Origin of the sequence: Ensifer sp. Root142 (assembly GCF_001426785.1) — a bacterium.
Taxonomy (GTDB): domain Bacteria; phylum Pseudomonadota; class Alphaproteobacteria; order Rhizobiales; family Rhizobiaceae; genus Ensifer; species Ensifer canadensis.
In genome coordinates this window covers 61104-86141 of record NZ_LMFK01000010.1, presented here as the reverse complement: position 1 = coordinate 86141, position 25038 = coordinate 61104, and the positions used below count along the sequence as shown (strand labels likewise).

The 25038-nt window shown below is 63.3% G+C and carries 22 protein-coding genes; 13 read left to right on the top strand and 9 right to left on the bottom strand.

From position 1 onward, the window contains the following. Positions 1-2: 2 nt before the first annotated feature. The 5 genes from ASD52_RS11505 to ASD52_RS11485 form a co-directional block, all read right to left on the bottom strand. Entirely contained in the window at positions 3-1109 is a 1107-nt protein-coding gene (locus tag ASD52_RS11505; RefSeq protein ID WP_244497458.1) for a pyridoxal phosphate-dependent aminotransferase family protein, read from the bottom strand. Next, positions 1106-2782, bottom strand: a complete 1677-nt coding sequence (locus ASD52_RS11500) for a serine hydrolase domain-containing protein (protein ID WP_057224407.1) — start codon at positions 2780-2782, stop codon at positions 1106-1108. The genes ASD52_RS11505 and ASD52_RS11500 overlap by 4 nt, the downstream gene beginning before the upstream one ends. A 34-nt stretch (positions 2783-2816) precedes the next feature. Then, positions 2817-3689, bottom strand: coding sequence for an ABC transporter permease (locus ASD52_RS11495; RefSeq protein WP_025429487.1), 873 nt, complete (start codon positions 3687-3689; stop codon positions 2817-2819). Beyond that, on the bottom strand, positions 3686-4723 hold the full coding sequence (locus ASD52_RS11490; protein WP_025429488.1) for an ABC transporter permease: 1038 nt from the start codon (positions 4721-4723) through the stop codon (positions 3686-3688). The genes ASD52_RS11495 and ASD52_RS11490 overlap by 4 nt, the downstream gene beginning before the upstream one ends. Positions 4724-4854: 131 nt before the next feature. Beyond that, positions 4855-6783 carry an ABC transporter substrate-binding protein gene (locus ASD52_RS11485; protein ID WP_057207598.1) on the bottom strand — a complete coding sequence of 643 codons (1929 nt, stop codon included), beginning with the start codon at positions 6781-6783 and terminating at the stop codon, positions 4855-4857. A gap of 123 nt (positions 6784-6906) precedes the next feature. On the opposite strand from ASD52_RS11485, the gene ASD52_RS11480 reads away from it, so the two are divergent. The 6 genes from ASD52_RS11480 to ASD52_RS11460 all read left to right on the top strand — a co-directional run bounded on the left by ASD52_RS11480 (position 6907) and on the right by ASD52_RS11460 (position 12908). Then, positions 6907-7860: a LysR family transcriptional regulator gene (locus ASD52_RS11480; RefSeq protein ID WP_025429490.1), complete on the top strand. Its 954-nt coding sequence runs from the start codon at positions 6907-6909 to the stop codon at positions 7858-7860. A gap of 267 nt (positions 7861-8127) precedes the next feature. Beyond that, the gene (locus ASD52_RS37185) at positions 8128-9054 is read left to right on the top strand and encodes an ABC transporter ATP-binding protein (protein WP_082571802.1); all 927 of its coding nucleotides are present in this window, start codon (positions 8128-8130) and stop codon (positions 9052-9054) included. Next, positions 9051-10007 carry an ATP-binding cassette domain-containing protein gene (locus ASD52_RS37180; RefSeq protein WP_082523602.1) on the top strand — a complete coding sequence of 319 codons (957 nt, stop codon included), beginning with the start codon at positions 9051-9053 and terminating at the stop codon, positions 10005-10007. The genes ASD52_RS37185 and ASD52_RS37180 overlap by 4 nt, the downstream gene beginning before the upstream one ends. Positions 10008-10048: 41 nt before the next feature. Then, positions 10049-11275, top strand: coding sequence for an alanine racemase (locus tag ASD52_RS11470; protein WP_057224405.1), 1227 nt, complete (start codon positions 10049-10051; stop codon positions 11273-11275). A 284-nt stretch (positions 11276-11559) separates the two neighbouring features. After that, on the top strand, positions 11560-11835 hold the full coding sequence (locus ASD52_RS11465; RefSeq protein ID WP_057224403.1) for a LysR substrate-binding domain-containing protein: 276 nt from the start codon (positions 11560-11562) through the stop codon (positions 11833-11835). Between the two features lie 92 nt (positions 11836-11927). Continuing rightward, on the top strand, positions 11928-12908 hold the full coding sequence (locus tag ASD52_RS11460) for a sugar-binding transcriptional regulator (protein ID WP_057224400.1): 981 nt from the start codon (positions 11928-11930) through the stop codon (positions 12906-12908). An 82-nt stretch (positions 12909-12990) separates the two neighbouring features. Here the strand turns inward: ASD52_RS11460 and ASD52_RS11455 are convergent, their stop codons facing one another. Genes ASD52_RS11455 through ASD52_RS11445 form a run of 3 tightly spaced genes read right to left on the bottom strand, consistent with a single transcriptional unit; the run spans position 12991 to position 16667 of the window. Further along, a complete protein-coding gene (locus ASD52_RS11455) occupies positions 12991-14034 on the bottom strand; it encodes a substrate-binding domain-containing protein (protein WP_057224397.1) in 1044 nt (347 codons plus the stop codon). 52 nt (positions 14035-14086) lie between these two features. Then, complete coding sequence (locus ASD52_RS11450; RefSeq protein ID WP_156612960.1) at positions 14087-15154, bottom strand: ABC transporter permease; 1068 nt, start codon at positions 15152-15154, stop codon at positions 14087-14089. Beyond that, positions 15144-16667, bottom strand: coding sequence for a sugar ABC transporter ATP-binding protein (locus tag ASD52_RS11445; protein WP_057224395.1), 1524 nt, complete (start codon positions 16665-16667; stop codon positions 15144-15146). Before ASD52_RS11445 ends, ASD52_RS11450 begins: the two co-directional genes overlap by 11 nt. Positions 16668-16812: 145 nt before the next feature. Between ASD52_RS11445 and mtnK the strand changes: the two genes are divergently transcribed. From mtnK to ASD52_RS11420, 5 genes are read left to right on the top strand one after another with little or no spacing between them, the layout of a single operon-like run. Next, positions 16813-18084 (top strand): S-methyl-5-thioribose kinase, encoded by a 1272-nt coding sequence (gene mtnK, locus ASD52_RS11440; protein ID WP_057224393.1) that lies wholly within the window; start codon positions 16813-16815, stop codon positions 18082-18084. Further along, positions 18081-19175 (top strand): S-methyl-5-thioribose-1-phosphate isomerase, encoded by a 1095-nt coding sequence (mtnA, locus tag ASD52_RS11435; protein ID WP_057224391.1) that lies wholly within the window; start codon positions 18081-18083, stop codon positions 19173-19175. The genes mtnK and mtnA overlap by 4 nt, the downstream gene beginning before the upstream one ends. A 3-nt stretch (positions 19176-19178) precedes the next feature. Further along, positions 19179-20114 (top strand): 1-deoxy-D-xylulose-5-phosphate synthase N-terminal domain-containing protein, encoded by a 936-nt coding sequence (locus ASD52_RS11430; RefSeq protein WP_057224389.1) that lies wholly within the window; start codon positions 19179-19181, stop codon positions 20112-20114. A 2-nt stretch (positions 20115-20116) separates the two neighbouring features. Next, positions 20117-21118 (top strand): transketolase C-terminal domain-containing protein, encoded by a 1002-nt coding sequence (locus ASD52_RS11425; protein WP_057224387.1) that lies wholly within the window; start codon positions 20117-20119, stop codon positions 21116-21118. Then, entirely contained in the window at positions 21118-22263 is a 1146-nt protein-coding gene (locus ASD52_RS11420) for a RuBisCO large subunit C-terminal-like domain-containing protein (RefSeq protein WP_057224385.1), read from the top strand. Before ASD52_RS11425 ends, ASD52_RS11420 begins: the two co-directional genes overlap by 1 nt. Positions 22264-22611: 348 nt before the next feature. On the opposite strand, the gene ASD52_RS11415 is transcribed toward ASD52_RS11420, so the two are convergent. Next, entirely contained in the window at positions 22612-22797 is a 186-nt protein-coding gene (locus tag ASD52_RS11415; RefSeq protein ID WP_057207609.1) for a hypothetical protein, read from the bottom strand. 354 nt (positions 22798-23151) lie between these two features. Between ASD52_RS11415 and ASD52_RS11410 the strand changes: the two genes are divergently transcribed. Next, positions 23152-23916, top strand: coding sequence for an IclR family transcriptional regulator C-terminal domain-containing protein (locus tag ASD52_RS11410; RefSeq protein ID WP_057224383.1), 765 nt, complete (start codon positions 23152-23154; stop codon positions 23914-23916). Next, positions 23916-25028, top strand: a complete 1113-nt coding sequence (locus tag ASD52_RS11405) for an extracellular solute-binding protein (RefSeq protein ID WP_057207611.1) — start codon at positions 23916-23918, stop codon at positions 25026-25028. The genes ASD52_RS11410 and ASD52_RS11405 overlap by 1 nt, the downstream gene beginning before the upstream one ends. The last annotated feature ends 10 nt before the right edge of the window (positions 25029-25038 follow it).

Genomic DNA, 25038 nt, shown 5'->3' with positions numbered 1-25038 from the left:
TTTCAAAGAAGCTCGGCCATCGACTGCAGCAGCCGATCGATCTGAGCTGGGGAATGTTCGGAAAACACCGCGAGCCGCAGGGTCGGCACGTCGGGTGCGTCGGAATAGCCGCCCGCCTGCTGGACCCGGACGATGATGTCGCGTTCGGCGAGACGGTCGCGAAGCTGCTCGAGATCGGTCACGCCCTTGACGGTGACGATCGGCACCGGCGTGTCGGCGACCTCGAAGCCCAGCGCTCGCAGGCCGCTGCGCACATGCTTGATGTTGCGGGTGAGGTTCGCGCGCTTTTCCGGCGTCGTTTGCAGGACCCGGAGCGATGCGGCCGCCGCCGCCGCAAGACCGGGCGGCGCCGGCGAGGCGCCGCGCATGATCATTGCGTTGCGGGCAATCTTTTCGGCAAGCGCTGCGTCGCCCGGAACGACGCCGCCGAGTGCGCCGAATGCCTTGCTCATAGTGCCGGCCAGAAAATTGCCCTCGCCCTCGAGCCCGGCATGCTGCAGCGAGCCACGCCCGGTTTCGCCGAGAACGCCGACGCCGTGGGAATCGTCGATGCAGAGCAGCGCACCCTCGTAGGGAGCCATCACATGGCGATAGTCGGCAAGCGGTGCAAGCTTGCCTGACGACGGGAAAACGCCGTCCGTCAGAACAGCCGGCCGCTCGCCTGCCTTCACATGCAGCGACAGTTGCGCTGCGAGATCTTCCGGGTCGGCATGGCGAAACTCGTGGATCGGCTTGCCGAGCGTCGGGATCGCGTCACGGGTGCTGTAATGGGTGGCCGAGTCGATGAGGATGACGTCGAAATCGTTGCGTAGCCCCTGCAGCAGCACCATCGGGCTGGTGTAGCCGGAGATCATGTAGACGACCTCCTCGGTGCCGAACCAGTCGCGCAGCCGCTCCTGCAGGTCGGCATAGACCTGCATGTGGGCGAGCGTTCCCGGCCCCATGCCGTACTGCCGGGTGGCGTCGCAGGCCGCCTCGATCACTTCGGGGTGGCCGTGCAGGCAGAAGTAGGACGTGCCGCAGTAATAGTCGACCTCGCGCCCGCCGATGAACATACGGGCGCCGAGCGGCGATTCCATCTTGATCGGAGCAACCATGGTCCGGATCACGCCGCTTCCGCCCGGGACGGGCTGCGGCGTTCCAGGAACATCGGGCCGACGCGGATGCCGCGCTTGCCGTTGTCATCGACGGCGTCGAGTTCGAGGATCTCGTCCTCGTAGAGCCGGCCGTGCATGCGGAAGCGCCCTTCCTCGACCGGCTCGCACGTGTGCGTGCAGAAATACTCGATCAGGCACTTCAGCCCACCATGGCTGTAGGTCAGGTATGTGATGTTGAAATCCGGCCCGTATTCGCCGAGATGCGGCTTGATCGCGTCGGGCACGGTCTCGTCGAGAGGTGCCTCGATGCGCGTCCAGTTCGCATCCTTCCAGAGGAGCTTGCCGGCTTCCGGGAAGGAGAGGTTCATATGGGCATAATCAGCGCCGCGCCCGTAGATGCGGCCGTCTATGACGAAGTCGTTGCCGGCGACCGGACGAATCTGGTGTGGCACGCCCTCGCCCATCAGGTAGATCTTGCCGTCCTTGGACTTGACCTCGACGATCTCCTGCGTGGCGTCGTCGCGGTAATAGCCCGGCAGCGTCTTGAACTGCGCCTCGGAGATTGCAGGCGGGCGCTGCACGCGCTCCGGCATCTTGCCCATCCTGCGTTCGGCAAGGACGATGCGCACGCCGTCGACGCCCAGCCGCGAGGCGATCTGGTTGGAGAAGTCAAGCGTCGCGAAGATCAGCACACCGACGCCGGCGGCCGGCAGCAGCATCATTTGCGAAGCATAACCATAGACGGCGCCGCCATGGCCGACAGAGGTCCAGCCGTCGACATCACCGGACCCGAAGCAAAGACCGTAGCCGGCAAGCGTCTTGTCGTGACCGGCCGGGCGCTTGCCGAACGGCGTCCACATTTCGCGCAGCGCCGCCGGCGAGATGATGGAGTTGCCCTCAGCATCGAAGCCGCCGCGCAGAAGGCACTGGGCGTAACGCGCCATGTCACCGGTGGTGGAGAAGATATTGCCGGCCGGCGAACCGCCGAGGCTGAACACCGGCGCCGGCGTGTCGCCGTCGAGCGTCCACATGTCAGCTGGTGCAAGCCTTTCACGAATGCCGGGTGCCATGCCGCACGAGGAGCTGTCCATGCCGAGCGGCTTTAGGATGTTAGCGGCGACATAATCGGAGTAGCTCTGGCCGCTGACCGTCTCGATCACCCGGCCGACGACGGCGATGCCGGCGTTGGAGTAATGCATCACCCCGAGGCTCGGGTCCTGCTTCAAGGTCGAGCTTGCCAGCTCGTTGACCGTGTCTTCGAGCGGCGGACGGGTGGCATCGAGATAATGCCCGCTCTTCGGCTCGCGTACAAGGCCGGCCGTATGGGTCATCAGCTTGCGCAGGCTGATGACCGAGCCGTAGGGCCCGCCCTCGGCGCCGGCGAACGGGTTTATCGGCTTGAAGCCGGGCAGATAGGTCGACACGTCGACATCGATATCCACCAGCCCCTTCTCGACCAATTGCATCATCGCCAGTGAGGTGAAGGTCTTGGTGATGGAGCCGATGCGGAAGCAGGTGTCCTTGCCCATGTCGAAATGCCGGTCATGACGCTGGACATGGCCTTCGGCGAGCACGCCGTCACGGTCGACAAGGGCATAGGAGATCGACGGGATCGCCTTGTCCTCGACCTCGTAACGGATCAGATCCTCGAAAAGCTCGATCGAGGCGGCAGACAGAGAGGGCATCGGTACGCTCCTTGGGTCTCGATAGGAATGGGTCTCAATGGGAATGGCGAGGGTCCAGCATGTCGCGCAACGCATCGCCGACAAGGTTCCACGACAGCACGAAAAGGAAGACGGCAGCGCCGGGGAAGGCCAGCGTGTACCAGAACTGGAAAGGGTTGCCGGGCTGGCCGACGATCCAGTTGCGCGAGTAGGCGATGAACTGTCCCCAGTCGGCATAGCCTTCTTCGGTGCCGACGCCGAGGAAGCTGAGCGCCGAGGCGGACAGCACCATCGAACCAGTCGCCATCGTCGCCAGCACCAGCACCGGGAACATGGCGTTGGGCAGGATATGCAGCACGATCAGCCTGAGATCGCTGGCGCCGTAGCTGCGTGCCGCATGGATATAGTCCATCTCGCGGATCCTCAGGATCTCGCTTCGCACGATACGGGCATAGCTCATCCACCCGAACGTCGTCAGGGCAATGGTGATCGGCACGATGCCCTTGCCAAGCAGCGCCGTCAGCACCATGGCCGCGATCAGGAACGGCACCGCCATGAACACGTCGACGATGCGCATCAGGATTTCTTCGGCAAGCCCGCCATAATAGGCGGCGACCGCGCCGACCACCGTGCCGATCAGCACGGAGATCGCCACGACCCCGAGACCGATCTTGAACGCCGTGCGCGTCCCCCAGACGACACCGTAGAAGATGTCGTACTGGCCTTGCGTGGTGCCGAAAACGGCTTCCGGCGAAGGCGGTTGCGGCGTCGCCAGGAAGCCGGCACGCGGCGTGTCGTAGGGTGAAAGCTGGAAGCTCTGCGGCGGCGCCAGAACCGGCGCGAAGACGGCGATCAGCACGAAGGCCAGAAGCACCACGACGCCAAAGAGGGACACCGGATTTCTTGCGAGGTAACGAAGAACCTTCATTGCGTCTTCACCCTCGGATCGAGCAGCGGATAGATAAGGTCGACGATCAGGTTCATCAGCACCAGAACGACCGCGAAATAGAGGCCGAAACCGAGAACCGCCGGGAAATCCAGATTGGCGGCGGTCTTGGCTGCGAACTGGCCGAGGCCGGCATAGTCGAAGATCGTCTCGGTGATGACGACACCGCCCATCATCACGGCGAGCTCCATGCCGGCGATGGTCGCAACCGGCAGAAGTGCGTTGCGCCGGGCATGACGCAGTTCGACGACACGGCGCGGCAGACCCTTGGCGCGGGCGGTGCGCACATAGTCCTGGCGCAGCGTCTCCAGCATCGAGGTGCGCATCACCCGGGTCATGCTGGCAACGTTGACATAGGTCAGCGTGATCACCGGCGCTGCCAGGTGGCGAAGCGCATCGCCGAAGATCGCCAAATTGCCGTTCAGCAGCGCATCAACAGTGTTGGCGCCGGTATAACGCACGAAGTCGCCGGAACTGACCACCGTCTGGGCCCATTGGCTGAGCCGGCCGGGCGGAAACCAGTCGAGCGCCGAGTAGAAGATCAACAGCATCAAGAGGCCGAAGACGTAGACCGGGAAAGACCAGCCGAGAATGGTGAAGATGCGGATGAGGTGATCCGGCCAACGATTGAGATAGATGCCCGCGCGCGAGCCAAGGAAGACCGCGAGCAGCAGGCATGGAACGAAGGCCAGCACCACCAGTTCCAGGGTCGCCGGAAACAGTGACATCAGCGCGGTCGAAACCGGCTGGCGGGCCGTCTCCGACCAGCCGAGATTGCCGGTCAGGATGCCGCCGATCCAGCGGCCGTACTGGATGTAGAAGGGGTCGTTGAGCCCGTACTGTTCGATCATCCTGCGGATGCTTTCCTGACCACCCTTGAGATAATCAGGCGACGGCGCATAGGCCGCCAGTCTCTGCGTCGGCGAAAGCGACATCTGCAGCGCAAAGATCATCAACGACAGAGCGAAGAGAACGATGGGCAACATCATCAGTCGTCTGAGTGCATAGTTCAGCACGGTTCACACGTTCCGATTTCAGGGAAAATGAAACAAAGGCATGTCGGGCGGGGATGCCGCCCGACATGCAGCAATTCAAAGTGCTACAGCGACCTTTGCGCGTCTAATAAGACGCGCGGCGCAGTAGCCAATCAGTCGTTGGCCTTGGTGACCGGATAGAAGTCCCAGGCACCGTAGAGGATCATGTTGTCGACATAACCATCGATGTTGCTGCGGGTGACGACGTAGCCGAAGTCCTCCCACAGGAACTGGGTGGTGGCGTATTCGTACGACATTTCCTGCAGCTTGGCGTAGATCGGCTCGCGCACGGCGGGATCGACCGAGGCCCAGGCCTCATCGAGCAACGGCTTGAACTTCTCCGCCATCAGGTCGCGATAACCCTGGCCAACCATGCCGCCGACGAGACCCGTGGGCGAGAGATAGTAGCTGGCGGCACCGAGCGGACCGCCCGGGTCGGAATAGTCGGGCCCCCAGCCCATCACCGTCAAGGGTGCGGCCGGCTTTTCGCGGTTGTTGAGCTTGTCCGAAACGGATGCCCATGGCAGCGCCTGGATCTGCATCTTGAACTTCGGGTTGATGCGCGACAGGCCCTGCTGCAGCGCCGAAAGTGCGGCGGTCAGCTGCGGGTTGCCTTCGGTGACATAGGCCGTAAACGCAAAGCCGGTCTCCCAGAGCTTGCCGCCGAACGCCTTCTTGAAGTGTTCCTCGGCCTTGGCGGGATCGTAGCTGTAAACAGGCGAATCCGGGCGATAGCCCATGATGCCGCGCACGGTCGGCCCGCGCGACTGCACGGTCTTTCCGAGCAGCACCTGGTTCAGGAGCGCATCGTAGTTCTGGGCGTAGTTGAAGCCCTTGCGCACATCGATGTCGGCGAAGAAGTCCGGCGGAATGCCGGCACCGTCGAGCTTGCCGCTGCCGATGGCCGGGTTGTCGTTGTCGTCGAGCGGCCAGGCGAAGAAGACGCCGCGCGAAAACACCTTCTGCAGGCCGTCGATGACCTTGACGCCCTCGGTCTTGCTGAGTTCGTCGATGAACTCGACCGGCGCGGTGACAAAATCGGCGTCGCCGGACAGAAGCTGCAGGCGTCGCGTCGTCCATTCCGGAACGGTGCGCATGACCACCCGCTCGAGCTTGGCCGGCCCCATGAAATAATTGTCGAAGCGCTTCAGAGTGATGCGCCGGTCGGTGCGGTCCCATTCCTCGAGCATGAATGGCCCTGTGCCGTTCTCCTCGGCAAACAGCGGATTGGCGCCGAGTTCCGGACGATAGTGGGCCTTCCAGGTATCGCCCGAGCCATCCCAGCCGCCGACCGAGGCAACCCATTCCTTGTCGAGAACCGAGGTACCGAACGGCAGCGCGATCACGCCAAGGGTGGCCGGAAACGACTTCGGCAGCTTCAGCGTGAGATTGTCGCCATCGACGATAATCTGCGAGGCGAGCTGGTCATAGACCTTGCGCAGGATCTCGGGGCTGGCGTCGTTGATGGACTTGACCTCGCCTTCGGTCTCTACCCACTTGGCGATGTCGGTATATTTGCCGGCGGTGATCACCTCGGTGATCGCGTTCGACATCCACGACTGACCCTGAAGAATGGCGCGCAGCAGCGAATAGCGCACGTCCTCGGGCGTGATCTGGCCGTAGCCCGGCTCGATCGTCGCCTTCTGGGCGTCGGTCAGCTTGTCGTAATATTCCCAGGTGACCTTGCCGTCGGCGCCCTTGACGCCGACCTTGTGGGCGAAAACGCCCTTGCGGATCGGGAAGGTATAGCTCACCGAGCCGTCGTCGCCCTGCTTGATGAGGCCGTTTTCAAGCGACGGCACCTCGGTCGAAAGCGACGGCACGAACTCGGAGATCTTCGAGCCGTTGAAGTTCAACAGCCGGCTGTAGATGTTGAGCGCGCCGTAGGAGCTTGGCGTGTTGGCGATATAGGCCGGATCGAACGACTGGATGTCGTCGGTCCACATGAAGACGAAAGTGCCGGGGTTCTTGGTCTCGGCCATAGCGGGCGCAGCCGCGATGCCGAGCCCCAGGCTGAGGGCTAGGGCTAAGGTGCGTTTCATCGTTGTTCCCATTTGGTGGAGGGGGAAGTTTTCTTCTCGTTATAAGGGAGGCTAGAAGAGCGCTTGCAGGTCTGTCCAATGTGTAGTTAGGATAGACTATGCAAAACACGCATGAGGGCCGGCATGGAACTGCAATGGCTTGAAGATTTTCTGGAAATCGCCGCGACGCGGAATTTCTCGACGGCGGCGACCGCGCGCAATATTTCCCAACCGGCCTTCAGCCGACGCATCAAATCGCTGGAGAACTGGATTGGCGCCGACCTGATCGACCGCAGCACTTACCCCGTGCAGCTGACCCGGGCCGGCACGATGTTCCTGCCCGGCTGCCAACGGCTCGTCCGCGAAGCGTACCGCCTGCGCACCGACTGCCGCAATGTCGCCGGCGAAAGCTCGGCCATGCTCACCTTCACCTCGCTGCATACGCTTGCGATGTATTTCTTTCCAAAGTGGATCGGCTCGCCGCTGATCTCGCGCATGCCGCTTCGCACCAGCATGCATGCGGCCGACTTCCTCGAAAGCATCGATCACCTGTGCTCCGGCCAGTGCGATTTCGCCATCACCTATGTCCATCCCGACGGCCCTCCGGTGCTGGAGGGCGGCCCGTTCGAATCCCTGCAAATCGGCAAGGACCGGCTCATTCTCGTATCGGGAACCGACGACAACGGCCGGCCGCTGTTCGACATCGACGTGCCCGAAACCACCGAGATCCCCTATCTCGCCTATTCCTGGAGCGACGGTTATATCGGCAAGCTGGCAACGCTGATCCAATCGCGCTGGCGCCGCCCGCTCAACCTCAGCACCGTCTACCAGTCCGGCCTTGCCGATGGCTTGAAGCACATGGCCGTTGCCGGGCGGGGCGTCGCCTGGCTGCCGCAGATTTGCGTCGCCGAGGCCATGCGGCAGGGACGCCTGGCCCAGATCGGCGGCCAGCAGATGTCGCTGGAAATGGAGATCCGGATCTTCAGGCGCGCCGGCCCCGGTAGCCATGACAGCGATGCGCTATGGCAGCATCTCAAGCAATGTGCCGCACTGCCCCAGTACAAGAGCGGCTTCGAGGCAACGACCGACGCGGCCTGAGGCGTCAATCCGCCCGAAATCGCACGACCGGCGCGATATGCGAAGACAGGCGATACAATGCGCAAAGCGCATAGTTTTGCCTGCCACAATCGTGACACATTGATTTCACTGGATTTTGCGGCGGCAGCGGATCGGGAGCGAGGCCGATGTCTGCTCCAGCGACCCGGCGGACAGGGCTGATCGCACCTCCCTTCCGTATTGACAGGATGCGACCTCGTTGCGAGACCTGAAAGCGCAACGTCCCTTCGAAATCGGGTGCATGTGCTGATGATCCTGTCCAAATCCGCAAAGCCTGAGCTGCCCGAGGATGTCATCCTTTCCGTGGAAGACCTCGAAGTTTCCTTCGCTGCCGGCACCCGGGCGCAGCTGCGCGCGGTGCGTGGCGTCTCCTTCAGCATCGCGCGCGGCGAGACCGTCGCGCTGGTCGGAGAATCCGGATCGGGCAAATCGGTCACGGCGATGACAATCATGCGGCTGACCGAATATGACGGCGCAGCCATCACCGGCGGACGGGTGCTGATGCGTTTGAAGGACGGCAAGGTCGCCGACCTCGCCAAGCTCTCGGAAAAGCGGGTCGAGGCGCTGCGCGGCGCGGAAATCTCGATCGTCTTCCAGGATCCGATGTCGAGCCTGAACCCCGTCTTCACTGTTGGCGATCAGATCGCCGAGGCGGTGATCCATCATCAGGACAAGACGCCGGAAGAGGCGCGCCAGATCGCGCTCAATACCCTGAAGCTGGTCCGTGTGCCCGATGCCGAGCGCCGGCTCGACCAGTATCCCCACCAGCTTTCCGGCGGTATGCGCCAGCGCGTCATGATCGCCATAGCCCTTGCCTGCCGCCCCTCGCTGATGATCCTCGACGAGCCGACAACCGCGCTCGACGTGACCATCCAGGCGCAGATCCTCGATCTGGTTCGCGCCTTGCAGCGCGAGATCGGCATGTCGGTGCTGTTCATCACCCACGACATGGGCGTGGTTGCCGAAGTCGCCGACCGGGTCTGCGTCATGCTCAAGGGCGAGATCGTCGAGGAAGGCACGGTCTACGACATCTTCGCCAAGCCGAAACATGCCTACACACGCGCGCTGATTTCCGCCGTGCCGCGCCTCGGCAGCATGGCCGACAAGGACGCGCCGGAGAAATTTCCGTTGCTTGTGTTCGAACCCGAGCGCCTGCTTGCCGAGGTGACAGAATGAACGCGTCCGCGCCGATGAAGGAAACCCGAAAGCCGCTCGTCGAGGTGCGCAACCTGGTGACGCGCTTCGATCTCAAAGCCGGATTGTTCGGCCATGTCTCGGGTCGGGTGCACGCGGTGGAGAACGTCTCCTTCGACATCTTTCCGGGAGAGACCCTGGCGCTGGTCGGTGAATCCGGCTGTGGCAAGTCGACGGTTGCCCGTTCGATCATGCAGCTCGACCGACCGCGTTCGGGCTCGATCCGGTTCGACGGAACCGAGTTGATCGGCGCGCCGCGCGCTATGCTCGCGCGGTTTCGACGCGACGCCCAGATGGTCTTCCAGGATCCGTTCTCGTCGCTCAACCCGCGCATGACGATCGAGCAGTCGCTGATGGACCCTATGCGCGTTCACAAGCTGGGCTCGACCGCGGTCATGCGCGCCCGCGCCGCCGAGCTTCTCTCCAAAGTAGAGCTGTCGCCTGAGCATCTCGAGCGCTATCCGCACGCGTTTTCCGGCGGCCAGCGCCAGCGCATCTGCATCGCCCGCGCGCTTGCGCTCAACCCGCGCCTGATCGTCGCCGACGAGGCCGTCGCCTCGCTCGACGTGACGATCCAGGCGCAGGTCATCAACCTCCTGATGGACTTGCAGCGCGAGATGCAGATCGCCCTCCTGTTCATCAGCCACGACATGGCCGTGGTCGAGCGCATCGCCCACCGTGTCGCGGTGATGTATCTCGGCGAAATCGTCGAGATCGGCGACCGCCGTTCGGTCTTCGGCAATCCGCAGCATCCCTATACCCGCAAGCTCCTGTCGACCGTTCCGATCGCCGACCCGACACGCCGCCCGGAAGGCCGCCAGCCGATGTCCGACGAGATCCCAAGCGCCGTGCGCCCGCCGGACTTCGTGCCGCGCGAACTGCCGATGCAACAGGTCTCATCCAGCCATTTCGTGCGACAGGTCGCAACGGGCTGACGACGACAACCAATCCCCTCTTCAGATCAGAGCATTCCGAGATGAACACTTCCGAAGTGACGCTGGCGGCTGCGAACGCTACCGGCAACGTGACCGCAGACATCGACAGCGCCCCGGCGCAACCGAAAGCCAACGGCTTCCTGCGCCCTGCGGCCGCAGAGCGACCGACGCCCTATATCGAAGTCGACGAATTGCGCCTTGCCCGCAACATTGAGGCCATGCAGCAGCGTGCCGATCAAGCCGGCGTCTCGATGTTTCCGCACGTGAAAACGCACAAGAGCCTTTATGTCGCGCGACGGCAGCTGGCACTTGGCGCCCGCGGCATCACCGCGTCCAAGCCAAGCGAGGCGCTGGTCTTTGCGGAAGCCGGGATACCGTCGATCATCCTTGCCTATCCCATCGTCAAGCCGCAGTCGCTCGACCGTCTGCTGCCCGTGGTCAAGGCGCGCGGCACGCAGCTGCGCACGATTGCGGCAAGCGCGACGGGCGTCGAAGCGTTGTCGGCGGCCGCCACAAGTCACGGCGTCGAAATCGGCGTCTTCCTCAAGGTCGATGTCGGCCTCGGCCGCGTCGGCCTCAAGCCGAACGATCCGGTTGCGCTCGAATTGTGCGCCCAGATCGCCGCTTCCGACGGCCTGCACTTTGCCGGCCTGCTTTCGCACGCCGGCCATTCCTACGCGGCCACTGGCCCGCAGGGCCTGGCCAAGGTCGCCCGCGATGAGGCCGCAGACCTTGCCGGTCTCGCCGGCCGGCTTCGGGACCGCGGCATCGCCGTCGACTGCATTTCCGTCGGCGCAACGCCGACCTGTGTCGGCGCACCTCTGTCCCAGGAGGTCGACTGCGTCCGGCCCGGCAATTACGTGTTCCTCGACGGAACCGCGCTCAGGCTCGGCATCTGCACGGCCGACGACCTGGCGCTCTCGGTGGTTGCGCGCGTCGTTGCCTCCAATGACACGCACTTCATCATCGACGCCGGCTCCAAGTCGATGAGCTCCGATCGCGGCGCCCACGGCATGGGCGGCGCCGGCTTCGGCACCGTCGTCAGCGCCGAAGGCGATGGCGAAACAGGTGTCTGGACGCTCGCGCGGCTGTCTGAAGAACATGGCTTCGTTCCCTTCTCAGGACGCCCCTTGACCCTCGGAAGCCGTGTGCGGGTCTTCCCCAACCACTCCTGCGCATCGATCGCCAACTTCGATCATTTCACGCTGCATCACGCCGATGGCGGGGCGACGACACTGCCGGTCGATGCCCGCTGCTGCCAGACCTGATCGGGCGTGTGACGCACGGATGCGTCACAACGACATCGCCGCCCGTGCTACGCGATGGCCGTGTGGCCCAACCGGAGCCCACTGCATGTTTCCTTAGGTCCTATCCGATCTAAGGATAAAAACATGCAGCAATTCAAAGTGCTACGGCGACCTTTGCGCGTCTATTAAGACGCGTGGCGCTGTAGAACTGAAGGCGGGCCTTCGCCTTCAGCCGGCAAAACCTGCCCGCCGGCACGCCACCTTTACCCCTAAGGATCAGCCCCGCTCTCAAGCGACCCCGGCCGGTGAAACGTTCGTTTCCAACGGCAGACGGTCTTCCGTTCCGTCTGGACCGAACTGCTGTCATTGGTCAGGGCGTTGCACTTGTCCGCGGTATCTATGCGCGGGAAGAAATCGCCGACGGCCGCCTAGCCGTCGCTCTCGATCGACCATGGCCGAGCGAATTCGCCTATTATATCGTGACGTTGCCTGCGGCGATCGAACGGCCGGCAATTGCGCATTTCGTCGACTGGCTGATGGAAGAGGCGCAAGCGCGACACTTTCGCGGCTCCAACGCCTGAGGCAACGCCCGCCTCCAACTTTGCCTGAATGGCAATTTGACTTATGTCACGGCCGATGAATAATGTCAGCAATCGACAACTGAAGGATCCCCATGCCTATCCGCAACACCGATCAGATCATGCACAAAGCCGCGTGGCTCTACTATAGCCATGGGTTACGGCAGGACGAAGTTGCGCAGAAACTGGGGATCTCCCGCGCCTCTGTCGCGACCTATCTCAGGCGAGCACGCGAGACCGGGATCGTCAACATCACCACTTCGACCGAGCTTTTCACCGACGACGTGCTGGCGCGCGAGCTCGAGGATGCAACCGGGGTCACGGCGGCCTGGATCGTGCCGGAGGACCGGCAGGCCATGGACCCGACGGCTGAGATGCCGGTGCTGGCTGCATCCGTCTTTCTCGAACTGATCAACAAGGGCGATCGCGTCGGCGTCGCCTGGGGGCGAACGGTCTATCATATCGCCGACGTGATGCCCTTCGCCGACCTGCGTGGCGTCACTGTGGTCCAGCTCTGCGGCAATCTCGGCGCGCCCTATTCCTATCGGCCGGACCAGTGCACGACGGAGATCGCCCGCCGGCTCAATGCCGAAGGCATCAATTTCTACGCGCCGCTCGTGCTGTCGTCCGAGCGGCTGGCCGAGGAGCTTCGCGGCGAGCCGGTGATCCGCGAGCAGCTGTCGACGATCGCCGACTGTCATCTGGCGCTCTATTCCGTCGGCGGCATCGAGGACGACAGCCACCTCGTCAAGTGCGGCGCACTCAGCGCCAGCGAAATGCACCGCATGGGCGAGGAAGGCGCTGTCGGCGTCATTGCGGGACAATTGATCGACCGTGACGGCCAATGGGTGAATTGCGCCCACAATCGCCGCTGCATCTCGGCGGACCTCTCATCGATCCGCGCCATCAAAAAGCGCATGCTGGTCGTCCAGGAAGAGAGCAAGTTCGAACCACTGATGGCGGCCTTGAAGGGCGGCTTTGCCTCGCATCTCGTGGTCACGACATCAATGGCGCGCCGGGTGATGGAGCGCTGGAGCCGGGACGGTCTCGGCAAGGTAGACGCAACGACGACTTAAAGCGCGTTGTGATGCGTAGGGCTGGCAGTACGCAAACGGGGCGGTCTTTCGACCGCCCCACTTTCATCAACAAACCGCGTGATCAGGGCTTCGGCATCCAAGCCGGCATGGCGACATCCGCATGGGCGAACTGCGGCAGCTTGGTGCCGAGTTCTTCCATGTTCTTGATGTCCTGATCGTTCAGGTCCTTCTGGGTAATCAACGTCGGGGGCACGATGACGCTGCGGCCCGGATCCTCGCCGGCAAGCAGCATGGCGAGTGTGCGAACCGAGACTTGCCCGACCACGGCCGGGTTGGTGGCGGCAGTCGCAGCCCAGGCGGAATCCGGCTCGCGCATTGCCGCGATATCGGAGGTCGAGATATCGGCGGAATAGATCTTCACGTTGGACGAAAGACCGGCTTCGTCGACCGCAATCTTGACGCCCTTGGCGAACTCGTCATAGGGCGCGAACATCACGGTGATATCGGGATTGGCGGAGATGACGGAACGCGCCTGGTTGGCAACCGAGTTGGCGATCGGGTTGTCCATGGTGCCGAACTGCGAGACCTCGTTGATCCCGGAATACTTGCCCTTGAATTCCTTCCAGGTCTCGTCGCGACGGTCGAGCGGCGCGATGCCGGCGACATAGACGTAGCCCGCCTTGAAGCTCTCGCCATTGTCCTTGATCGCCTGCTCCAGGGCAAGGCGGGCAAGATCGCGGTCGGACTGTTCGACCTGCGGGATTTTCTCGTTTTCGACGTTCACGTCGAAGGCAACGACCTTGATGCCGGCGTCGACGGCGCGCTGTGCTGCTTCCTTCATCGATTCCGTCAGACCGTGCTGGATGATGATCCCCTGCACGCCGAGCGCGATCGCTTGGTCGACCATGTCGGCCTGCAGCGCTGCATCCTGGCGGCTGTCGAGAACCTGCAACTGAACGCCGAGAGCCTTTGCCTGCGCCTCCACGCCGGCAAGGTAGGATTGGAAGAAATCGCCGGTCGAGAGATAGCGCACCAGCGCGATCTTGACGTCAGCCGGCTTGTCGAAGGGCTTCGGCATATCGGCGGCAAAGGAAGCGGTGGCGAAAGCCACGGTTCCGGCAAGGCCAAGCGCCAGCTTGCCCATTGCTCTGCGTGTCATGTTCATTTCAGTCTCCTCCACTGGTGAACGTTTGTTGTCCGCGGGCGGGGCTTTCCCGTCAGCGTTTGCCTCTTTTCGAGAGCGCAAAGGTGAAGATCAGGGCGATGACGAGAACCGCGCCCTTGATGAAATCCTGCGTGTAATAGGGCGCATTCATCATCGTCAGGCCCTGGAGCAGGATGCCGACGAAGAGCGCGCCGACCGCCGTGCCGAACGCATTCGGCTTGGCCGCCCCCAAGACGGCAAAGCCGATCAGCGCGGCGGCAACGGCATCGAGCAGCAGATTGTTGCCCGAGGCGATGTCACCGCGGCCGAGACGCGCTGCGAGCAGCATGCCGCCGATCGACGCGAAGACGCCTGATATGACATAGGCCGAGATCTTGTAGGCATTGACAGGGGCGCCAGCCAGGCCGGCGGCGCGCTCGTTGGAGCCGACCGCATACATCATCCGTCCGAAGCGGGTGTATTCGAGGAAGAACCAGATCAGCACTGCCAGCACGATCAGCACCACGACGGCAACGGGCACAAGGTTCGGCAGGACGAGATCGAAGCGATGGCGGCCAAGCGCCAGGAAAGCGGGGCTGAAAGTGCCTGACGCGACCGAGCCGTCGGGAAGCGTCATGCCGGCGGCGATCGAACGGCCCTCGGTCGGTATGCGCTGCAAGCCGAGCAGCAGGAACATCATGCCGAGCGTCGCCAGCAGGTCCGGCACACGCATGTAGACGATGATGATACCGTTGATCAGCCCGACGAGAACGCCGATCGCCAGGCAGACGAGCGTTGCCGTCAGGGCGTCTCCGCCCATCACCACCATGACATAGGATGACGCCATCATCGCCGTGGTCGCGACCGAGCCGATCGACAGGTCGAAGCCGCCGACGACCAGCGTCGCCGTGACGCCGAGCGCCAGGATGCCGGTGATCGACACGGATTGCAGGATGAAGACGGCGCTCTGCGGCGAGGAAAATCCGTTCGTTACCAGCGAGAAGTAGAGAACCAGTCCGGCCAGAAGGGCGAGGAAACCGTATTTGATCGCGATATCGCGCAGACTGACGGCGGGACTGGGCGGTGGCGCCGGCAGCACCGAAGCGGCGGGGGACGCGGGTTTCATCTGTTCACTGCTCATGGGGCTGTCCCTGCTGATGATGTTGGCCGGCGATCTCCTGGAGGAGGCGCTCGACGTCGACCGCGGCGTTGCGATGCTCGCCGACCACAGTGTGTTCCGACATCACGAGAATGCGGTCGGCGATCTCGAAGGCTTCGTCGAGTTCGGTCAGGAAAACGATGGTCGCACGCCCAAAGGCCGAGGCGCGCAGCTTGGCGCCGATATCGCGGCGCGCGGCGATGTCGACGCCCTGGAAGGGCTCATCCAGGATCAGCAGGCGCGAGGGCTCGGAAAGCCAACGCCCGACCATGACCTTCTGCTGATTGCCGCCGGAAAGGGTCTGCATCTCGTCGCGCTCGCTGCGGCAGACGACGCCGAGCGCTGCGATCTGCGCCCGCGATTTCGCCCGTTCGGACCGGCGGTTCGATATGCCGAAGCGCGACAGCCGCTTGAGAAACGGCAGGCTGATATTCTCGTAAATGTTGAAGTCAGGAACGATGCCACTGTCGGCTCGATCCTTGGCAACTAGAAACACGCCCTTGGTGATCGCCTGGCGGGTGCTCTGCGGACGATACGAGGCGCCGTCGAGCGTCATCCGGCCAGCCGCTGGCCCGCGCGCCCCAAAGAGCGTCTCGGCCAGCGCCGTCTTGCCGACGCCGACAAGACCGGTGACGGCGACGATTTCGCCATCGCCCAGTTTGAGATCGAACGGACGCGACGTCTCGGTAAGTTTCAGTCCCTGGGCGAAAAAGACTGAACCGAGCCCTTCGCGCACGGTGACGTCCCCTGCCGAAACCTTTTGCCCGAGCATGGCGTTGACGGCGCCTTCATAGTCCAGATCCGCACCTTCGAAGCGGCCGGTTATGCGCCCGTCGCGCAGGGTGACGATGCTGTCGGCGAGCCTGCGGATATCGGACATCCGGTGCGAGATATAAAGGATCGCGACGCCACGGGCTTTCAGCCGATCGAGAAGCTCGAACAGCCGATCAGCCTCGGCGCTCGACAGCGACGAGGTCGGCTCGTCGAGGATCAGCACCTGCGGCTCGTGCGCCATGGCGCGGGCGATCGCCACCATCTGCCGGTCGGCGAGCGTCAGATCGTTGATATCAGCGGAAAGATCTATGGCGAGGCCCATGCGGGCGGCGACGACGGCAGCCTCGCGCCTTACCCGGCGCGGGTTGAAGAACAGGCGCGCACCGCGGCCGTTCAACCGGTCGAGCGTGAGGTTGGTCGCGACGTCGAGGTCGGCAACGACGCCATCATTGATGTTCTGGTGAACCGTCACCACACCAGCACGGATCGCCTCCGCCGGTGTTGTCGGCGAAAAAGGGAGATCATCCAGCTGCATGGCTCCGGCGTCTCCGACGTAGACGCCGCTGAGGATGCGCACCAGTGTCGACTTTCCAGCGCCGTTGGCGCCCATCAGCACCGTCACGGCACCCTTGCGCAATTCGAGATCGACGCCCTTCAGAACCGGTATCGGCCCGAAGGATTTGCGCACGCCCTCGACGCGAAACACTGCTTGTTCGCTCATGCTCTCCTCCCAATGAAGTCAGGTTAGGATGGCTATCCATCAAATGTCAAGGCGATTGACATTTGACAGAATGCCGACTTACCTATGGTCCATGACAGCATGGCGAGGAGCGGCCGAGGCCGGCCATGCCCATAGGGAGGACCATATGGACAAGCACGTTTTCGAGGCGCTCAGCGCCGAAACGCTGCCATTAAGGCTGAGCGGCAATGCTGCGCTATGTGACAGGATCGGCGGCGATCATGGCCGTTGGCAGGTCAAGGAGGTCGGCGACGGCAACCTCAATCTCGTCTTCATCGTCACGGGCGATAAGGGCGCGGCGATCGTCAAGCAGGCGCTCCCCTATGTCAGGCTCGTCGGCGAGCGCTGGCCCCTGCCGTTGAAGCGCTCGTTCTTCGAATACCACGCCCTCACCCGCCAGGCGGCGCGCGACCCGGGCATGGTGCCGGAAATCCTGTACTTCGACGCCGAGCAGGCGATGATCATCATGGAGTACCTGACGCCGCACGTGATCCTGCGGCGCGCGCTGATCGCGGGGCGCAGGCTGCCGAAGATCGGTCGCGATCTCGGGCTTTTCGCCGCCCGCACGCTCTTTCGCGGCTCGGATCTTTCGATGCCGACGCGCGACAAAAAGGCCGATCTCGCGCTTTTCGCCGACAATGTCGAACTTTGCGATATCACCGAAAACCTGGTTTTCTCCGATCCCTACTTCGAGGCGGAGATGAACCGGCATACGACACCACACCTCGACAGCCTGGTCGAGGAACTCCGCCGCGACCGTGACTTGAAGGTCGAAGCGCAGCGGCTGAAACATATCTTTTCCGCCAAGGCCGAAACGCTTTGCCACGGCGACCTGCATACGGGTTCGGTCATGGTCACCGACGACGAGACGCGCGTCATCGATCCGGAATTCGCCTTCTACGGACCGATCAGCTTCGATGTCGGCATGCTCTTGGCGAACTTCTGGATGAGCTACTTCTCTCAAGGTGGCCACGAGAGCGCGGCCGGCGAACGCGACCAGATGCGCACCTACCTGCTGGATACGACAGAGACGATCTGGGAAACCTTCTGCGACGAGTTTTCCGCGCTCTGGCGCAGCGAGCGCAAGGGCATTCTCTACCAGGCAAGCGTTTTCGAAGAGCGCGACGACCCGTTCGGCTCGGAACAGGCGCTGACTATCGTCCTCGATGAGATCTACCGCGAGATGCTCGGCTTTGCCGGGGTCGAGATCCTCAGGCGCATCCTCGGCCTTGCCCACAACGCCGATTTCGAAACCATCGACGACCTCAGCCGCCGCGCCAAATGCGAAAGCAAGGCGCTCAAGCTCGGGCGCCATCTTGCCGTCAACCGGGATCGCATTGCGAGCCTCAGGGATATTCGCGCAACCGCGCAGCGGCTTCAGCAGGAGACACTTTCGTGAAAGTCGGAGAAAAGCACTACCATACGATCTGGCTCAACGCCGACGGCCGCTCGGTCGACATTATCGACCAGCGCTGGCTGCCGCACGAATTCCGGATCGTCACGCTGAAGACGGTCGCCGACGTCGCCGTCGCCATTCGCGACATGTGGGTGCGCGGTGCGCCGCTGATCGGCGTCACCGCCGCCTACGGCATCGCCATTGCCATGGCCGACGATCCGTCAGACCGCCATCTCGATTCAGTCTGGGAGGAGCTCAACGAGACCCGGCCGACGGCGATCAACCTGCGCTGGGCGCTCGACGCCATGCGGCAGTTCCTGCGCCCTCTGCCGGCCGAAGAGCGCGCCGAAGCCGCTTATCGCCGCGCTGGCGAGATCGCCGAGGAGGATGTCGAACTCAATCGGGCGATCGGCGCCAACGGCCTGAAAATCATCCGCGAGATTGCGGCGACCAAGAAGCCCGGCGAGCCGGTCAACATCCTCACCCACTGCAATGCCGGCTGGCTCGCAACGGTCGACTACGGAACGGCGACAGCGCCGATCTACATGGCGACGGAGGCGGGCATCCCCGTCCACGTCTATGTCGACGAGACCCGGCCGCGCAACCAGGGTGCGCAGCTCACCGCCTGGGAACTCAACGGCCATGGCGTGCCGCACACGCTGATCGTCGACAACGCCGGTGGGCACCTGATGCAGCACGGCGAAGTCGACATGGTGATCGTCGGCACCGACCGCACCACCGCCAATGGCGATGTCTGCAACAAGATCGGCACCTATCTGAAGGCGCTTGCCGCCAGCGACAACGACGTCCCCTTCTATGTCGCGCTGCCCTCGCCGACCATCGACTGGACGGTCAAGGACGGCGTGAAGGAGATTCCGATCGAGGAGCGCACCGGCGACGAGGTGAGCTTTGTCCAGGGCCGCGGTCCCGACGGCTCGATCATCTCGGTTCGCGTTTCGCCGGAAGGCAGCCCTTCGGCAAACCCGGCCTTCGACGTGACGCCGGCACGCCTCATCACCGGCCTCATCACCGAGCGCGGCGTCGCCGTGCCCTCGCCCGGAGGCCTCAAAGCGCTGTTTCCGGAAAGGAGCTGACCGATGAGCCTCACGAACCAGAAGACGACCGAAGAGATCGCGCTCGGCATCCGCCGCCGCGTCTTCTTCCATACGATGAAGAATAATGGCGGCTATCTGAGCCAGGCATGTTCGGCGGCCGAAAGCCTTGCCTTGCTCTACAACGAGATCCTGACGCTCGGCGAGCCGACCTTGCCAAAGGTGCCGCTGCCGTTTCGCGGCGTGCCCTCTGCCGATAATCCCGAAGCCTTTACCGGCGCGGGCTACCACGGCCCTGCGGCACCCGAATACGACCGCTTCTTCATCTCGCCGGCGCATTATGCGCTGGTGATCTATAGCGCGCTGATCGAGGTCGGCCGGATGGACGACAGTGCTCTCGACCATTTCAACAAGGACGGCGGCTCCGTCGAGATGATCGGCGCCGAGCACAGCCCGGGCATGGAGGTGACGACGGGCTCGCTGGCGCAAGGTCTTTCCATGGCCGCAGGCGTCGCCTTTGCCCGAAAGAAACGTAACGAACCGGGCAAGGTCTGGGTCTACATGTCCGACGGGGAGTTCCAGGAGGGACAAACCTGGGAATGCCTTGCCGCCATGGCGCATCACGGGATCGACAACATCCGCGTCATCGTCGACGTCAACCGCCAGCAATGCGACGGCGCCATGTCCTCGGTTCTCGATCTGGGCGACCTCGCCCGTCGGGTCGAAGCCTTCGGGGCGACCTGCCGCTCGATCGACGGTCACGATCTGCAGGCCATGCGCATTGCTGCCAACAGCGCAGAACCCGGCAAACCGCTCATCATCCTCGCCAATACGTCGCCGTTCCAGGGAATGAACTTCTTGCAGAAGCGCTTCCCGCGCCTTCATTACGTGCGCTTCAAGAGCGCCGAGGAGAGGCTTGAGATGCAGGCGGCATTGGCTGTCGAACTGGGCGTGAGCCCGAACGAAATGGAAGGGGCCTGACCATGGTCGAAATCGTCAACCGCCCTTACGCGAGGGCTTTCGAGGCTTTCGCCACAGCCCGTCCTGAGGTTATGTGCCTTTCGGCTGACCTCACCTCTTCCTGCGAGGTCGATGGTTTTCGCGATCGGCATCCGGAGCAGTTTCTGTCGCTGGGGATGGCTGAGCAGAACATGCTCTCCTTCGCCGGCGGGCTTGCCATGCAGGGTTATCGGCCGTTCATCCACACCTTCTCGGTCTTCCTCTATCGGCGTCCCTACGATCAGCTGATCAATTCGATCGCCTATTCCAATCGCAAGGTGCGGCTGATGGGCTTTCTGCCGGGGATCACCACGCCGGGCGGCATCACCCACCAGGCGATCGAGGACATCGCCGTCCTGCGCGCCGTGCCGAACATGACGATCCTCGAGACCGGCGACGCGACCGAGGTCGAGACCGTGCTCGAGGTCGCCGATGCGATCGACGGTCCTGTTTATGTCCGCGTCCTTCGCGGCGAAGTCCCCCGGCTGTTCTCGACGCCGTTCGCCTTCAACAAACTGCGCACCCTGTCTGAAGGCGACGACATCCTCGTCGTCAGCTCGGGCGTCTGCACCGAGGAGGTCCTGCGGGCGACACGGCCGATCGAAGCCCGCGGGATCGGGCTGCATCACCTGCACGCCTCGACCCTCAAGCCGTTCGACCGCAACGGGCTGATCAAGGCTGCGCGCGGCAAGAAGGGCATCGTCACGCTCGAGAACCACACCACCGTCGGCGGGCTCGGATCGTTGGTGGCCGAGATCCTCGCCGAAGAGGGGCTTGGCGTCCGTCTGAAGCGCCTCGGCCTGAAGGACACTTTTGCCCATGGCGCCTCGAAGCCTTACCTGATGAAGAAGTACGGCCTTGATGCCGGCGCGCTGGTGTCGGCAATCGAGGAGCTTACCGGCAGATCGCTCGAAATCGGCGAGGACGAACTGACCGAGGTTCGTCTCGATCACGTGCATTCGGCACAGAAGGCGGAGGCGCTCTGATGGCGCCCCGGTTTACCGTCAGCTATTACGTCAGGGCGGCCGACGAAGCCGAGGCGCGCGCACGGGCGCTCGACATCGCCCTCGAACAGACGGTCGAGATCCCGCGCGATGTCGTGCCCAAAGGTTATGTCGAGGACGAAATCCTCGGCAAGCTCGAAGCCCTCGCGCAGGACCCGGACGGCCGTCCCGGCTATCTCGCTGATATCTCCTACAGTGAAGACGATATCGGCGGCGACTTCCTGCAATTCCTCAATATCGTTTTCGGCAACAGCTCGATCAAACCGGGGTTGAAAGTCGAGGACATCGGCCTTTCCCCGGCTATCCTCGCTCTCTGCCCGGGTCCACGACACGGCATTGCCGGGCTCCGGCAACGAGCCGGCATCGGCGCGCAACCGCTGTTGATGTCCGCCATCAAGCCGGTTGGATTGTCCACGTCCGAACTGGCGGGCCGCGCACACGACTTCGCGCTCGGCGGCATGCATTTCGTCAAGGACGACCATGGGCTGGTGGATCAGAGGACGTCGCCGTTTGCCGAACGGCTGGCGGCCTGTGTCGAAGCTGTCGGTGAAGCCAATGCGAAGGGCGGCGGGCGAGCCAGTTTCGTGCCGAACATCACAGCCTCGTCAAAAGAGCTGTTCGAGCGGGCGATGATGGCGGAAGAAGCCGGCGCCGGCGCGGTGATGATATCACCGGCCCTCGCCGGCTATGACGTCATCCACACGCTGGCGTCCGACCCGGGCTTCACCCTGCCGATCGTTTCGCATCCGGCGTTTTCCGGTGCCAATGTCGTCTCGCCGGATACAGGCTTTTCGCATCGCTGCTTCTACGGCGCCTTGCACCGCCTGATGGGTGCCGATGCCGCCATCTACCCGAATTTCGGCGGGCGGTTCGGCTTCACCCGCGAGGAGTGCCAGTCGATCGCCAAGGCCTGCGCCGTCGACATGGGTGGCCCGAAGGCGATCGTGCCGGCGCCAGGTGGCGACATGAATCTTAGCCGTGTGCCGGAGATGCGCGAAGCCTACGGCCAAGACGTGATGTATCTGATCGGCGGCGCGCTGCTTCAGGACACGGACATCGTTTCGGCCAGCCGCCGGATCGTCGAAGCGGTTGCACGCCAAGCGTACGACGGTTCAGCTACGAGATAGCCTCCCAAGGCCCTGCCGGGCGCGACGGTGCGTCCGGCAGGTTTGATCACCGTCGCAGCAAAGACGCTGCAAGACGGCCCGCCCTACGCGGCGCAAAGCGCTTTCCAGGTGTCCATTCCCCCGCAGATGCCAGCTCGACAATGAGCCTCCGTGGCTCTTGCCAAGGCCGCTGGCTTGACGCTGTTTGGAAACTGGCAGGTGGTTTCGCCCGTATCCGCGAACTGAGCGACTGCCGTCGCTCGACGGCCGTCGGCCCCCACGCTCAGATATCGCCGGATAACTTACCGCTCCTGCGACGATGCGCACCCCCCCTTCGGGAAACGTCCGTGCGAAGCGGGCGCCTGTTCGTCAGTCGGTGTCACGATCGAACTGGTTGACGATGCGCATGGCGGTCTTGCGCTGTGCGTGGCGCACGTCGGCATCGCGCTTGCTCTTCAGCATCAGATGGGCGGCACGCACCGCCGGCAGCGCCACCGGCTTGTAGCCGGGCTCGATTACGGGATGGGCCGTGGAATTAAGCTTTGGCTTACGCATAGTTCACTCCTCAGTCGAACACTGCCCAGGTCGTTCATGCACCTTGACGAGGCGCGATCTGAGACCGGACACGATGGGAGCGTGCCCGCCAATGGAGGCGAGCGTTTGATCAGACGATTCAAGATTTGTTGCGGTCTGAAATGACGTTTCGGGTTCGATCGGATGAACCGGAACCTCCCAACCCCCCAATCGCGTCGAGGAGCCTGAACTTATCCTTTGCCTGCTGACACTCGTTGGCGAACGACAAGGCGCACAGGAAACGGCAGCACTGGCCGCACCTTGACAAGGGCGGCCACGCTCGGTAAGTTCATTATATAGCACATGTTCAATATATTGAACAAGGAAAAAATCACGATGAGCGGCCGGGGCGCGGAAAGAATTTTGGACCTGATCGAGTGGCTGGCGTCGCGCAGCGAAGCAGTCTCGCTCGCCGAGGTCGTCCAGGCCCTTTCCCTGCCGAAGAGCAGCACGCTGCTTCTGCTGCGCACCCTTGTTGAAGCCCGGTACGTCGCCCGCCAGACCGACGGACGCTACCTGTTGATCCGGCTGCCGGGTGAGCCGTCGGAAGCAAACAGCGGCTGGGGCACGATCCTGCGGGTGGCCGAGCCGATCCTTCGCGAAACGGTGGCGGCGATCGAGGAGACCGGCTTCATCGCCGTGCTGACGGACGAGCGGCAGGTCCGCTATCTCAACAAGATCCTGCCCATGCGCGAGATCCGCTATGACCGCGATATCGCCACACAGCGTGTCGCCCACTACGTCGCAAGCGGACTGATGCTGTTGTCCGGCCTGACGGACCAGGAGCTCGAAACCTATCTCGGTCACTCCGTGCCAGCCGAAGACGACCCCGATGCCATCGCCGAGCGCGTCAGCGCCGGGCGTCGGGAAGGCTATGTCGCCAATCTCTACGGCCGGGTCGAGGGTGCCGCCGGCGTCGCGGCGCCCATTCGCGATCCCGACGGCCGCATCGTCGCCGTCGTCAACATTTCCGGTCCGCGCGAGCGGATCGCCAACAATCTCGATCGCGTCACCGAGGCGACGGTCGAAGCCGCGCGTCGCGCAAGTGAGGAGCTCTCGCGACGCATTTTCAAAAATGGGAAAACCCACGGGAGGAATTGATGTCCTATTTGAAGAGAGAGCTCGCCGGTTGGCTGCTGGCCGCATCGGCGATGGTCTCGACCAGCGCCTTTGCCCAGGAGCCGAAGCTGCCTGAGTACTATCCGGCCGATTACGGCCAGATCGTCGAAGCCTCGCGCAAGGAAGCTGGCCTCGTCGTCTACTCCAACATGGCCGACAACAACTGGCAGCCTGTCATCAAGGGCTTCAACGAACTCTATCCCTGGATCAAGATCGAGACGCTCGACCTCGGCTCCGGCACCGTGCACACCCGCTGGGAAGCAGAAGCTGGCAGCGGTGCGCGCACCGCCGACATCCTGGTCTCCGGCGCAAACGACCGCTGGGCACGTTATGGCAGCGAGAGCCGCATGCTCGATTATGCCAGCCCGGAAACCGAACGCCTGCCGGGCTTCGCCAATCCCTATCCCGGCATCTACGTGATGTCGGCGGACCCGCTCGTCATCACCTACAATGCCGCGCTGCTGCCGGAGGGCCAGCGCCCGACCGGTTTCGCCTCGCTCGTCAAGGCGGCAGCCGCCGACAAGGCGACGTTCGACGGCAAGATCACCACCTATGACGCCGCCCGCAACTCCTTCGGGCTTGCTGCCTGGTGGAAGACGCTGCAGGTCAAGGGCGACGACGGCTGGAAGGGCTTGCGCGAAATCGGCCCGATGATCCGCGGTGAAGTCTCAGGCGGCCCGATGAACGAGAAGATCGCCACCGGCGAATATCTCGTCGGCATCGCCGTCTCCGGCATCACCATCTTCCCCCGCCTGGAGCAGCCCGGCGGCGAGATCCTCGGCTTTGCCTTCCCCGATGACGGAACGCCGGTCATGCTTCGCGGCCTCGGCATCCCGAGCGAGGCGGCCAACCCGAACTCGGCAAAACTGTTCGTCGACTATCTGCTCAGCCAGAAGGGCCAGACGCAGGTCGGCAAGGGCGGACTGACGCCTTATCGCGAGGACGTCGAAGAAGCCGAGGTTCGCTACACCTATCAGGCGATCGCTGCCAAGGTAGGCATGGAAAACCTGATCGCCGTCGGCTTCGACAAGGCGATCATCGATGACGCTGCGGGCTTTGCCACCAAGTGGACCGCCGCGATGGCCGGCAACTAACGGGCCTCGA

Excerpts from the sequence above, each read along its gene's own strand:
- ASD52_RS37180 (WP_082523602.1), top strand. The coding sequence starts at position 9,051 with ATGAACGCGTCCGCGCCGATGAAGGAAACCCGAAAGCCGCTCGTCGAG.
- ASD52_RS11455 (WP_057224397.1), bottom strand. The coding sequence starts at position 14,034 with ATGAACATGACACGCAGAGCAATGGGCAAGCTGGCGCTTGGCCTTGCC.
- ASD52_RS11450 (WP_156612960.1), bottom strand. The coding sequence starts at position 15,154 with ATGAGCAGTGAACAGATGAAACCCGCGTCCCCCGCCGCTTCGGTGCTG.
- ASD52_RS11460 (WP_057224400.1), top strand. The coding sequence starts at position 11,928 with ATGCCTATCCGCAACACCGATCAGATCATGCACAAAGCCGCGTGGCTC.
- ASD52_RS11500 (WP_057224407.1), bottom strand. The coding sequence starts at position 2,782 with ATGCCCTCTCTGTCTGCCGCCTCGATCGAGCTTTTCGAGGATCTGATC.
- ASD52_RS11405 (WP_057207611.1), top strand. The coding sequence starts at position 23,916 with ATGTCCTATTTGAAGAGAGAGCTCGCCGGTTGGCTGCTGGCCGCATCG.
- ASD52_RS11480 (WP_025429490.1), top strand. The coding sequence starts at position 6,907 with ATGGAACTGCAATGGCTTGAAGATTTTCTGGAAATCGCCGCGACGCGG.
- ASD52_RS11415 (WP_057207609.1), bottom strand. The coding sequence starts at position 22,797 with ATGCGTAAGCCAAAGCTTAATTCCACGGCCCATCCCGTAATCGAGCCC.
- ASD52_RS11485 (WP_057207598.1), bottom strand. The coding sequence starts at position 6,783 with ATGAAACGCACCTTAGCCCTAGCCCTCAGCCTGGGGCTCGGCATCGCG.
- ASD52_RS37185 (WP_082571802.1), top strand. The coding sequence starts at position 8,128 with ATGATCCTGTCCAAATCCGCAAAGCCTGAGCTGCCCGAGGATGTCATC.
- mtnK (WP_057224393.1), top strand. The coding sequence starts at position 16,813 with ATGGACAAGCACGTTTTCGAGGCGCTCAGCGCCGAAACGCTGCCATTA.
- ASD52_RS11470 (WP_057224405.1), top strand. The coding sequence starts at position 10,049 with ATGAACACTTCCGAAGTGACGCTGGCGGCTGCGAACGCTACCGGCAAC.
- ASD52_RS11420 (WP_057224385.1), top strand. The coding sequence starts at position 21,118 with ATGGCGCCCCGGTTTACCGTCAGCTATTACGTCAGGGCGGCCGACGAA.
- ASD52_RS11425 (WP_057224387.1), top strand. The coding sequence starts at position 20,117 with ATGGTCGAAATCGTCAACCGCCCTTACGCGAGGGCTTTCGAGGCTTTC.
- ASD52_RS11495 (WP_025429487.1), bottom strand. The coding sequence starts at position 3,689 with ATGAAGGTTCTTCGTTACCTCGCAAGAAATCCGGTGTCCCTCTTTGGC.
- ASD52_RS11430 (WP_057224389.1), top strand. The coding sequence starts at position 19,179 with ATGAGCCTCACGAACCAGAAGACGACCGAAGAGATCGCGCTCGGCATC.
- ASD52_RS11445 (WP_057224395.1), bottom strand. The coding sequence starts at position 16,667 with ATGAGCGAACAAGCAGTGTTTCGCGTCGAGGGCGTGCGCAAATCCTTC.
- ASD52_RS11410 (WP_057224383.1), top strand. The coding sequence starts at position 23,152 with ATGAGCGGCCGGGGCGCGGAAAGAATTTTGGACCTGATCGAGTGGCTG.